The sequence below is a fragment of the Bacteroides sp. 3_2_5 genome (assembly GCF_000159855.2).
In the GTDB taxonomy this organism is placed as follows: Bacteria; Bacteroidota; Bacteroidia; order Bacteroidales; family Bacteroidaceae; genus Bacteroides; species Bacteroides fragilis.
Genome location: NZ_JH636044.1, coordinates 539,206 through 552,130, shown reverse-complemented (window position 1 = coordinate 552,130; position 12,925 = coordinate 539,206). Strand labels below are relative to the sequence as shown.

Annotated in this window: 8 protein-coding genes; all 8 read left to right on the top strand. The window is 43.9% G+C overall.

What is annotated here, in order from left to right; translation table 11 throughout:
- Nucleotides 1–3 precede the first annotated feature (3 nt).
- Nucleotides 4–1,455 carry a sodium:solute symporter gene (locus BSHG_RS15400; RefSeq protein ID WP_008658217.1) on the top strand — a complete coding sequence of 484 codons (1,452 nt, stop codon included), beginning with the start codon at nucleotides 4–6 and terminating at the stop codon, nucleotides 1,453–1,455.
- A gap of 7 nt (nucleotides 1,456–1,462) precedes the next feature.
- Nucleotides 1,463–4,534, top strand: coding sequence for a xanthan lyase (locus tag BSHG_RS15405; RefSeq protein WP_008658215.1), 3,072 nt, complete (start codon nucleotides 1,463–1,465; stop codon nucleotides 4,532–4,534).
- A 95-nt stretch (nucleotides 4,535–4,629) separates the two neighbouring features.
- Entirely contained in the window at nucleotides 4,630–6,495 is a 1,866-nt protein-coding gene (locus BSHG_RS15410; RefSeq protein WP_008658213.1) for a PQQ-binding-like beta-propeller repeat protein, read from the top strand.
- A 23-nt stretch (nucleotides 6,496–6,518) separates the two neighbouring features.
- Complete coding sequence (locus BSHG_RS0220125; RefSeq protein ID WP_005784243.1) at nucleotides 6,519–7,985, top strand: glycosyltransferase family 2 protein; 1,467 nt, start codon at nucleotides 6,519–6,521, stop codon at nucleotides 7,983–7,985.
- On the top strand, nucleotides 7,982–8,914 hold the full coding sequence (locus BSHG_RS0220120) for a DUF4922 domain-containing protein (protein ID WP_014298196.1): 933 nt from the start codon (nucleotides 7,982–7,984) through the stop codon (nucleotides 8,912–8,914). Before BSHG_RS0220125 ends, BSHG_RS0220120 begins: the two co-directional genes overlap by 4 nt.
- On the top strand, nucleotides 8,911–10,266 hold the full coding sequence (locus BSHG_RS15415; RefSeq protein WP_008658211.1) for a SpoIID/LytB domain-containing protein: 1,356 nt from the start codon (nucleotides 8,911–8,913) through the stop codon (nucleotides 10,264–10,266). Before BSHG_RS0220120 ends, BSHG_RS15415 begins: the two co-directional genes overlap by 4 nt.
- Nucleotides 10,267–10,281: 15 nt before the next feature.
- Nucleotides 10,282–11,580, top strand: a complete 1,299-nt coding sequence (locus BSHG_RS15420) for an MFS transporter (protein ID WP_008658210.1) — start codon at nucleotides 10,282–10,284, stop codon at nucleotides 11,578–11,580.
- Between the two features lie 41 nt (nucleotides 11,581–11,621).
- The gene (locus BSHG_RS15425; protein WP_008658208.1) at nucleotides 11,622–12,896 is read left to right on the top strand and encodes an exo-beta-N-acetylmuramidase NamZ domain-containing protein; all 1,275 of its coding nucleotides are present in this window, start codon (nucleotides 11,622–11,624) and stop codon (nucleotides 12,894–12,896) included.
- Nucleotides 12,897–12,925: the final 29 nt, after the last annotated feature.

Here is a 12,925-nt window from a genome sequence, read left to right as displayed (position 1 = left end):
AGCATGACACCTGTAGCGGTATTAATCACTATTGCCTCCTACTTCCTGATCCTGTTTACCATTTCGTACATTGCAGGAAGAAAGGCTGATAACGAAGGCTTCTTTGTGGGTAACCGCAAATCAGCTTGGTATGTAGTGGCTTTCGCCATGATCGGCTCCAGCATATCAGGAGTTACTTTTGTATCAGTTCCGGGTATGGTAGGCATCAGTAATTTTTCATATCTACAGATGGTATTGGGATTTGTAACCGGACAAATTATTATCGCCTTTGTTCTGATACCCTTATTCTACCGGATGAACCTTGTATCTATTTATGAATACTTAGAAAACCGTTTCGGTACCTCTTCCTATAAAACAGGCGCATGGTTCTTCTTCATTTCCAAAATATTGGGAGCAGCCGTACGTTTATACCTCGTATGTCTCACATTGCAACTTCTGGTTTTTGAACCTTTCCACATGCCTTTCATCATGAATGTAATTCTCACTGTGGCATTGGTTTGGCTCTACACATTCCGCGGAGGAGTTAAATCGTTGATCTGGACCGATTCACTGAAAACATTCTGTCTGATAGTATCTGTTGTATTATGCATTTACTACATTGCCACTGATCTTAAGCTCAGTTTCACAGAAATGTTTTCCACTGTTTCAGATAGTGCTTTGTCACACATGTTCTTTTTCGATAACGTGAATGACAAACGTTACTTCTTCAAGCAGTTTTTGGCCGGTGTGTTTACAATGATAGCTATGACAGGACTCGACCAAGACATGATGCAGCGTAATCTGAGTTGCAAAAACTTTAAAGACTCACAAAAGAATATGATTACCAGTGGCATTTCCCAATTTTTTATCATTCTTTTATTTCTAATGCTGGGGGTACTGCTCTATACATTCACATCACACCAAGGTATCACAAATCCGGCAAAGAGCGACGAACTTTTCCCCATGATCGCTACAGGAGGATATTTTCCTATCATCGTAGGCATCTTGTTCATTATTGGACTGATTTCATCCGCTTATTCTGCGGCCGGATCGGCCTTAACAGCACTGACAACCTCGTTCACTGTAGATATCTTGGGAATCAAAGGAAAGACGGAAGACACTATACGAAAAACACGTAAGAAGGTACATGTCGGCATGGCCATAGTCATGGGAATTGTCATTTTCATATTCAACTTACTGAATAACACCAGTGTCATCGATGCTGTTTATATCCTTGCCAGTTATACCTATGGCCCCATCCTGGGATTGTTTGCTTTTGGCATTCTCACAAAAAGACAAGTACGCGATCGATACATCCCATTAGTATCTATCCTTTCACCCATCCTCTGCTTCATCTTACAAAAAAATTCGGAGACTTGGTTTCACGGCTATCAATTCAGTTATGAGCTATTGATATTCAATGCCTTGTTTACTTTTATAGGTCTGTGCTTTTTGATTAAAAAACAATTAACTTAACATAATAATGAAACCAATCCTTACCTCCCTGATTCTGCTGCTTACAGCCGGCTTATTCCCACAAGCCGCAGCAACCCAAGAGCTATCTAAGGAACTTCGTTCGCAGATAGGAGACTTTCTGAATGAAACTGCCCGGAAAGAAATCTCTGTAGGCAAAATCCATATCGATTCTGTTAATACAGAAGGAAATGACTTGATACTTTTCGCTAACATAAACTGTTCGTATATTCCCTTCCGCACAGACAATATTACTAAAATTTACCAAGGCATCAAAGCATTACTCCCTCCAGAGCTAGCAAAACGCAAGTTACAGATCCGGACAGACCACCATGCCATCGAAGAGCTAATTCCTCTGGCACTTCGCAATACAAGAGGGAGAAAAATTCCGACATTTAGTTACAAAGCAGATACACCTCTGATTACCCGATTATCTGTTCCTTATACCCCCACAAACGGATTGCAAAACCGTCACATTGCTCTATGGCAAAGTCACGGCTTTTATTACGAATCCAAATTGGCTCGCTGGGAATGGCAACGTGCACGAATCTTTCAGACTGTAGAGGACCTTTATACTCAGAGTTATGTACTTCCATTTCTTGTTCCAATGCTCGAAAATGCCGGTGCAACAGTACTTCTTCCTCGAGAAAGAGACCCACAAACTGTTGAAATCATTGTCGACAACGATAGATGCAGAGACGGACATTCGGTTTATTCAGAATTAAACGGAAGTAAAATGTGGAAAAACGGGGAAGAAGCAGGATTCGCCCACTTAAAGAGAACGTATAAAGACTTCGAAAATCCTTTTCGTGAAGGTACCTACCGTCAAGTAGAAACCACCAAAAAAGGAACTGTAAGCGTTGCCGAATGGATACCTGAAATTCCTCGGGCAGGACGGTATGCCGTATATATTTCTTATAAAACAGTAAATAACAGCACGGAAGATGCCCTTTATACTGTCTATCACCAAGGCGGTAAATCACAATTCAAGGTAAATCAACAGATGGGTGGAGGGACTTGGATTTACTTGGGAAACTTTAGCTTCGGTATCGGTAAAACAGATTGTAAAATCGTCCTTAGTAACCAATCGGCCAAAGAAGGACGCTTGGTAACAGCTGATGCAGTAAAGATAGGCGGCGGTTACGGCAATATTGCCCGAAGTATCTCCGAAGAAGGAGCTACGGTAAATACAAAAAGTTCGGACACAATGATAACCGATACCTATCATCCGAAAGTTCAGGTGAACTATCCATACGAGATTAGTGGCTATCCTCGTTTCTGCGAAGCAGCCCGATACTGGATGCAATGGGCCGGCATACCAGACAGTGTTTATTCAGACAGTCATGGTAAGAACGACTATACAGACGATTACAAGTCACGTGGAATTTGGGTGAATTACCTCGCAGGAGGTTCTGCTGCCAACCCTACAGAAAAAGGACTAAACATCCCGGTGGACATGGCTTTTGCTTTCCATTCGGATGCCGGTACCACTTATGGTGACACAATTATCGGCACACTCGGTATCTTTCATACTTCGGCTTATAATGGTGCATATGCAAACGGTGCCTCACGATATGCCTCACGTGATTTATGCGATCTGGTACAATCAAATATCGTGAAAGATGTCCGTACCTTGTATGAACCCGAATGGACACGCCGGGGAATGTGGAATCAATCTTATTACGAAGCGCGTGTACCGCGAGTACCAACGATGTTATTAGAATTATTGTCACACCAAAACTTTGCCGACATGCGTTACGGACTTGATCCTCGTTTCCGCTTCACTGTCAGTCGTGCCATTTACAAAGGAATTCTACAATTCATCTGCTCCCAATATAAAATGGAGTACGTAGTACAACCTTTACCCGTCGATCACATGAGTCTCCGCTTTGAAGAAGGCAACCGAATCAAACTTTCCTGGCAACCGGTAGACGATCCGTTGGAAACCACCGCAAAAGCCGACCAGTATATTGTGTATACGCGTATCGGGGACAGCGACTTCGATAATGGTGTGATTGTAAATTCTCCAACCTATCAAACGGTTATCCCTTCAGGGGTGGTTTGCAGTTTCAAAGTGACCGCCTTAAACAAAGGAGGAGAAAGCTTTCCATCAGAAATCCTTTCTATCGGAAAAACTTTTAACGACAAAGGAACCGTATTGATCATAAACGGATTTGACCGGGTCTGTGCTCCCGCAGATTTTACGGCAGACGCAGATACTTTAGCCGGATTCTTAGACGAGCTAGACCACGGAGTACCCTACAAAACCGACATAAGTTACATCGGTCCGATGAAAGAGTTTCGCCGACAGATACCATGGATGGATGACGACGCCTCCGGATTTGGTGATAGTTACGGTACACACGAAACAATGGTAATTGCCGGTAATACATTTGACTACCCTGCTATACACGGGGAAGCGATTTTGAAAGCAGGCTACTCGTTTACATCTTGCAGTGACGAAAGTATCGTCCATCCAGACTCTTCTCCTAAAGAGAGAGAAACACAAATCTGTATGAATGACTATAAATACGTAGATCTTATATTAGGGAAACAATGCCAGACAAAAATGGGACGTGGTGGAATCCGCCCATTGGAATTTAAAACATTTAGTAAAGAGATGCAGAATGCCATCACAAACTACTGCCAGGCAGGAGGTAATTTCTTCGTATCAGGCGCCTATGTGGCATCGGACCTATGGGATAATCGTCTGGTGAAAGCCAATGAAGAAGACAAAAAGTTTGCTATGGAGGTATTGAAATACAAATGGCGTGTAGGACAGGCTGCCCGCAACGGAAAAGTGAAAAGTGTAGCCTCTCCATTCCCGGAAATCACAGGAAGCTACACTTATTATCAAGATCTAAACCCGGAATCATATGTCGTAGAGTCGCCAGATGCTCTTGAACCGGCTGCACAAGGTGCATTCACTATACTGCGATATTCGGAAAACAATCTGAGTGCCGGCATAGCTTATAAAGGGAATTATAAAACCTGCGTACTGGGATTCCCATTCGAAGCGATACGTACAGTCACAGAAAGAGAACTATTGATGAAAGCCATACTGACTTTCTTCGAACACTAAAACAGAAGATTCTTAACCTCCTTTTTATAAGGAGGTTACCCACAGGATCTAAAGTTATATAAACAGTAAAGTTATAACAAATAAAATCATCATCTATGAATAGAAGACTTTCTATATTCGTAATCATTTTGTTTTTCCTGTTACCTGTTGCCGCACGGGCACAGGTAACAGGTTCTTTCCGCTTCGCACAGTTGACAGACATACATCTCAATCCCAACAATCCGAAGCCGACAGAAGACTTGAAACGTTCCGTCGAACAAATTAACGCCACACCGGGAGTAGACTTTGTATTAGTCACCGGAGACCTTACCGAAGAGGGTGATCGCACGACCATGTTAGTTGTAAAATCTATCCTGGACCGACTGAAAGTGAAATATTACGTTATACCGGGCAACCACGAAACAAAGTGGAGTGATTCAGGTTGCACTGCTTTCAGCGAAATATTCGGGGGAGAACGCTTTAAATTCGAACACAAAGGATTCTTGTTTTTAGGGTTTAATTCAGGACCACTGATGCGTATGGCCTACGGGCATGTAGTACCGCAAGACATCACATGGATGAAACAAGAAATGGATAAAGTTGGAAAAGATAAGCCTGTAATCCTGGTCACCCATTATCCTATGCAGGATGGGGATGTGGACAATTGGTATGATGTTACCGATGCCGTACGTCCATACAATATCCGCACTTTTATCGGAGGACACTATCATCGTAATCGCTTCCTCTCATACGACGGTATACCAGGTATTCTTACCCGCTCAAACCTACGTGACAAAAACGGTTCAAGCGGCTATAGCATTTTTGATATCACTCCGGACTCTATCATTACTTACGAGCAACGCATAGATGAACCAATGAAACGCTGGACTGCCCTATCACTCACCAAATCTTATTATAACCGTACCGGAAAGGCAGTGAAATATCCCAGTTTTTCGGTGAATAAAGAGTATCCACAAGTAAAAATAGGCTGGCAGGTGCAGACCGGTGTCGGCATCTATTGTTCACCTGCCCTCTGGAAAGGCAGAGTTTATGTAGGCGATGACTTGGGTTTCCTAACTTGCTACACCCTGAAGGAAGGACGTAAATTATGGAGTTTCCAATCAGGGAAACGCATTGTGGGCACACCTGCCGCAACCGACGGGATTGTGGTTTTTGGCTCCGCTGACCACAACATCTACGGATTGGATGCTGTAACCGGTAAAGAACGCTGGAGGGTTACGGTTGCCCAACCGGTATTGGGAGCGGTAACTATTGAAAAAGGTATCGCTTACATAGGTGGCAGTGATTCCACTTTTCGCGCCATTCGTATCAAAAATGGTAAAGTAGTATGGACTTATACCGGTATCAAAGGTTACATCGAAACAAAACCTCTGGTAGAAGGTGACAAGGTCATATTCGGTGCATGGGACAATACTCTCTATGCTCTCAATAAATCCAACGGCAAGGAACTCTGGAAGTGGACCGGCGGACTGACCCGTATGCACTTCTCCCCTGCTGCCGTATGGCCTGTAGCAGCACATGGAAAAGTATTCATCACCGACCCACAACGTGCCATGACCGCTATCAGCCTAAAAACAGGAAAAACAGTTTGGCGTACCTTCCAGTCAATGGTTCGAGAAACAATCGGTCTATCCGCAAACAAAAATCAGATTTATAGCAAAACGATGAATGACAGTGTCGTATGCTATTCCACCATCAGCGACACTCCGAAAGAGATCTGGGCATCTAATGTAGGCTTTGGCTACGAACATGCTCCATCCATGCAGATGGAAAAAGACGGTATAGTATTCAGTAGTACCAAAGAAGGACTTATCTTTGCATTGGATGCAAGTACCGGACAAGTATTGTGGAAACATAAGATCGGCAATTCACTGATTAACACCGTACTCCCCATCAGCCGCCATCAAGTACTGTTTACAGCCACCAGTGGTGAAACAGGCTTACTTGAGTGGAAAGAATAAAACAAATCAAAACATAAGCATATATGAAATCAACAATCAATTGCTTCATCCCTTACGCGGGAGCAGTACAAGCAGAAAGAACAGTTCAAGGATTACAAGCAACAGGTTTGGTGAAAAAAATCTACCTTCTTGTCACCTCACCCAGCTTCGATCCACTACCAGGATGCGAACTACTTTATGTAGACAAGCTTACCAACAGCGCCTCCATGTACGCCATTGCTACCTATTCGGATGCAAGCTACACATTACTTTATACCAAATATACATCACTTGAACTGGGACTATTTGCCCTTGAACGGATGATTCACATTGCCGAAGATTCGGCTGCCGGCATGGTATACGCCGACCATTATCAAGTGACAGAAGGTAAACAGAGTAATGCCCCGGTCATCGATTACCAGTTCGGAAGTCTCCGTGACGATTTCAACTTCGGTTCTGTCCTCCTTTTCAAAGCCTCAGCCTTGAAAGAAGCCGCCAAACGAATGAAATCCGACTATGACTTTGCCGGATTCTACGATCTGCGCCTTAAACTTTCACAGAAATATCCATTAGTACATATCAATGAATACCTTTATTCGGAAGTAGAAAACGACACCCGAAAAAGTGGTGAAAAAATATTCGACTATGTAGATCCTAAAAATCGTGACCGACAGATTGAGATGGAAGAGGCATGTACCGAACATCTGCAAGAGATAGGCGGTTATCTGAAGCCTGAATTCCAGAAAATAGAATTCAACACCGGCAACTTCCCATACGAAGCTTCTGTGATTATTCCGGTACGCAACCGTATTCGTACCATACGCGATGCCATCCGTTCTGTACTCAGCCAGAAAGCAGATTTCAAATTCAACCTGATCATTATCGACAATCACTCTACCGACGGTACCACCGAAGCCATTGATGAATTTAAAGACGATGAACGCCTGATCCACTTGATTCCCGAACGTAATGATTTGGGTATAGGCGGTTGCTGGAATCTGGGAGTTCACCATCCTCTTTGCGGTAAATTTGCTGTCCAACTTGACAGTGACGACGTATATGCCCACGACGGTACTTTGCAGGTCATGGTCAATGCATTTTACGAACAAAACTGTGCTATGGTAGTAGGCACCTATATGATGACAGATTTTGATATGAACATGATCGCTCCGGGCATTATTGATCACAAAGAATGGACACCAGAAAACGGGCGTAACAATGCACTACGCATCAACGGGTTAGGTGCTCCTCGTGCATTCTACACACCAATACTCCGTGAATTGAAGGTACCCAATACCAGCTATGGCGAAGATTACGCATTAGGACTGAATTTCTCACGCCAGTATCAGATCGGACGCGTATACGAAGTCGTTTATCTATGCCGCCGTTGGGATGATAACTCGGATGCCTCTCTCGACATCGTAAAGATGAATGCTCACAACCTTTACAAGGACCGCATACGCACTTGGGAATTACAGGCACGAATTGCATTAAATAAGAAACAAAGATGAACAAAGAAATAGAAACTCTACTGAGCGAACAGCTCTCCTCTTGGGAGACGGCACAAAACAATTACGCTGCCCTGAAACGGGTACGAATAAAAGATGTGAAAGTGAACGGTTGCCTGTACAGAATACAGTTCAACCCGGCACGTATTGTTTCTTCTGCTGCCAAAGTAGATAGTAAATCGATTCAAGAGCGTAAATGCTTCTTGTGTCCGGCCAATCTTCCACCGATGCAAAAAGGCATTCCTTTCGGAGAACACTACCAGATATTGGTCAACCCATTTCCTATCTTTCCCAAGCACTTGACAGTTCCCGAGCTACAACATGTTGAACAGCGTATCTTACATCGCTTTAGTGATATGCTCGACCTGGCTACTTATGCCGAAGATTATATAATCTTCTACAATGGTCCCCAATGTGGTGCATCGGCTCCCGACCATCTGCATTTTCAAGCAGGTAATAAAGGTTTTCTACCTATCGAACAAGAGTGGAAAGAGAAAAGAGGAGAGAAAGTAATCACCTGTAAAGATGCTACTCTTTGGGCACTAAACGATTACCCCCGTGCAACTCTGGTAATTGAGGCGAGAAGTAAAGAAACAGCTATCATGTTGTTCAATACCGTATACCAGGCCATGCCCTCAACATCGGGTGAAGATGAGCCTATGATGAATGTATTGGTATGGAAAGAACAGAAAAATTGGATTGTCTGCATCTTTCCCCGCAACAAACACCGTCCCTCCTGCTACACAGCCGAAGGGGATACCAATATCCTGATCAGCCCTGCATCAGTAGACATGGGGGGAGTGTTCATCACTCCACAAGAAAAGGATTTTGAAAAAATTACAGCAAATGATATTGCCGACATTCTCGGTGAAGTATGCCTGAGACCGGCAGCCTTCCGCATATTGATAGAACGCATAAAACAACAATTATGAAAGAACCCAAAGTACAGGTCGGCATTTTATTCGAACCTCAAATCAAATTCATACTGCTGACCCCCTATCATATCAACGGGGAAGAGGTCAGCGGCAAACAGGTTGTGACCTATGATAACGGACACATCCTCTGGCAAGGGCATTCATATGACGAACTGCTGTTTGAGCCCCTACACGAAAAAAGCGATGCTTTTGAACTGCAGGATGTCACCATCGGTATCAATTTTCATTGGGAACGAAAGGAAAACCAGCGTTTTATCGGAGCACTGAAAATTATTGTAGAAAATAAAAAGTTAACGGGAATCAACGTAATTCATGTGGAAGATTACCTGACCAGTGTGATCTCTTCTGAAATGAGTGCAACGGCAAGTCTGGAATTACTGAAAGCACATGCTGTGATTTCAAGAAGCTGGTTATTAGCGGGGCTTTCCCTACCCTATTCCAAAGATAGAGAAAAAAGTAATACCACTCCCGAGAAAGTGCCCTACTCTACATCTTCTTTTCCACCCCTTGCACAAGAGGCCGAAAATAAAATTCTAATCCGCTGGTATGAACGTGACGCACATACTCACTTCGATGTCTGTGCCGACGATCATTGCCAACGTTACCAAGGTATTACCCGTGCCTCAACCGACATGGTGAGGCAAGCCATCTCTGCCACCCGAGGAGAGGTACTTATGTCGGAAGGAACTATTTGTGATGCGCGCTTCTCCAAATGTTGCGGTGGGGCTTTTGAAGAGTTTCAGTATTGTTGGGAAAATATCAGACATCCATACCTATCCAAACAAAGAGATAGCAAAAAAGCAACCGATCTACCCGATCTGTGTAAAGAAGCCGAAGCCGAGCGATGGATACGTACTTCTCCCGAAGCCTTCTGTAATACAAAAGACAAGAAAGTACTGTCTCAGGTACTGAATAACTATGATCAGGAAACTACCGACTTTTATCGTTGGAAAGTAGAATATGAACAGGAAGAACTGTCCAAACTGATTCTGAAACGCTCAGGAATTGACTACGGACAAATTCTCGACTTGGTACCAGTGGAACGGGGAACTTCCGGACGACTTGTCAGACTCAAAATAATAGGTACTAAACGGACCATGATCATTGGCAAAGAACTGGAAATACGTCGTACCCTCTCCCCATCACACCTCTATAGTTCTGCTTTCATCATTGATAAAGTAGACGTCACAAACGGAATACCGGATCGCTTTATCCTTACCGGGGCCGGATGGGGACACGGAGTAGGACTCTGTCAGATAGGAGCAGCCGTCATGGGCGAGCAAGGTTATACATACGACACCATCTTGCTGCATTATTACATCGGGGCAACGATAGATAAACTTTATTAAACACACACCATTATCATGAAAAACAAAAATATATCACCGTGGGCATGGATTCCGACTCTTTACTTTGCACAAGGATTACCTTATGTAGCCGTAATGACTATCTCGGTAATTATGTACAAAAATCTGGGTATCTCCAACACAGATATCGCTCTTTATACCTCTTGGCTCTATTTACCATGGGTTATCAAACCTTTCTGGAGTCCATTTGTCGACTTATTAAAAACCAAACGTTGGTGGATAGTCAGCATGCAGCTATTGGTAGGTGCCGGACTGGCAGGAATCGCTTTCACCATACCTATGTCAAACTTCTTCCAAACGACCCTTGCCATTTTTTGGCTAGTGGCATTCAGCTCGGCTACACATGATATTGCTGCAGACGGATTCTACATGTTGGCACTCAACGTACAGGACCAGGCACTTTATGTAGGTATCCGCAGCACTTTCTACCGCATTGCCACAATTGCCGGCCAAGGCTTGCTGGTGATGCTCGCAGGTGGACTTGAAATATGGACAGGCAGCATTAAGTATGGATGGAGTATCACGTTCTTTATTCTGGCAGGACTCTTCCTCGCTTTCTGTTTCTATCATAAATGTATATTGCCAAAGCCCGACAGCGATAAAGCAGTAGTAGGTGAAAATAGTGCCAGTGCTATTTTCAGTGGATTCATAGAAACCTTCGCTTCCTTCTTCCGCAAAAAACAAGCAGGAGTTGCTATCCTTTTCATGCTATTCTACCGTTTTCCGGAAGCACAATTAGTGAAACTAATCAACCCATTCCTACTTGATCCCATTGACAAAGGCGGACTGGGGTTGACAACAGCTGAAGTCGGATTGGTTTACGGTACTATCGGTATCATCGGGCTGACCTTGGGAGGCATTATCGGAGGTATCTGTGCAGCAAAAGGAGGACTTCAAAAGTGGCTTTGGCCAATGGCATGGAGCCTTTCATTGACTTGTCTCACCTTTGTATATCTAGGCTACTTCCAACCACAAAATTTTGTGATAATCAACCTATGTGTATTTATCGAGCAGTTCGGTTATGGCTTCGGGTTCACAGCCTACATGCTTTACCTCATTTACTACTCCGATGGTGAACATAAGACAGCACACTACGCGATCTGCACCGCTTTTATGGCATTGGGTATGATGCTGCCGGGTATGGCTGCCGGTTGGTTGCAGGAACTGATCGGATACGAAAACTTCTTTATCTGGGTAATGGTTTGTTGTACCGCGACAATAGCCGTATGCGCCTTTATTAAGATAGATCCCAACTATGGCAAGAAAGCAGAGGGTATTCCCCAAAAAACAAAATAAACCCATTTCTATTTACCGGATATTTAAAACATACTGAGAATATGACATATAGAAGAAGTATATTAAAGTTATTACTCACTTTTTTCGTCTTTATGACCTCCACTCTCCTCTCACAAGGGGCCGAACCGAGAGCAAGACCTCCGAGAATCCGTATAAAAACCGGAATTGAGGTCCTGAAAGAGCAAAACTTCAAATGCCTTGAAGGAAAGCGCGTAGGATTAATTACCAATCCGACCGGCGTTGACAATCATTTAATATCCACCATTGACATTCTGCACGAAGCACCCAATGTCAACTTGGTAGCCCTTTATGGCCCCGAACATGGTGTACGGGGTGATGTACACGCCGGTGATAAAGTAGATAACGCCAACGATTCCAGTACCGGATTGCCTGTTTATTCACTTTACGGCAAGACACGCAAGCCGACTCCCGAAATGCTAAAAGACATCGATGTGCTGGTATACGACATACAAGATATCGGTTGCCGTTCATTCACCTATATCAGTACGATGGGAGTAGCGATGGAAGCTGCCGCCGAAAATAACAAAGAATTTATCGTTCTCGATCGTCCCAATCCCATAGACGGATTAAAAATTGAAGGAAATGTGGTAGAAGATGGATATATATCTTTTGTCAGCCAATTTAAAATTCCGTACCTTTACGGGCTTACTTGTGGCGAGTTGGCTCTGATGCTCAATGGCGAACAGATGTTGAGTAAACCATGCAACTTGCACGTTGTGAAAATGAAAGGCTGGAAGCGCAAGATGGACTACGTTCAGACAGGGCTGCAATGGATTCCTTCGTCTCCCCATATCCCGCATCCGCATTCCGCTTTCTTTTATCCGGTATCCGGGATACTCGGTGAACTAGGTTATATGTCAATTGGTGTAGGATACACCATTCCGTTCCAGATGTTTGCTGCCCCTTGGGTGGAAGCAGAGAAACTGGCAGATAACCTCAATCGCCTGCACCTGCCGGGAGTAATATTCCGGCCGATGCATCTCAAGCCTTTCTACTCAGTAGGTAAAGAAGAGCATCTGCAAGGAGTACAAGTGCATATTGTAGATTTTAACAAAGCCTCACTAAGCGAGATACAGTTTTACGTGATGCAGGAAGTAACCGCCCTCTATCCGGATCGTGCCGTATTCGACCATGCCGATAAAGAGCGCTTCCATATGTTCGATCTCGTCAGTGGCTCTAAAGAGATACGCGAGCGCTTCAGTCAACGCAACCGTTGGGAAGATGTCCGCGATTACTGGTACAAAGATGTCGACGACTTTCGACGGCTATCGCAAAAGTACTATTTATATAAATAAAAAACTGGGCTGAGTGCCGAACAAACAGA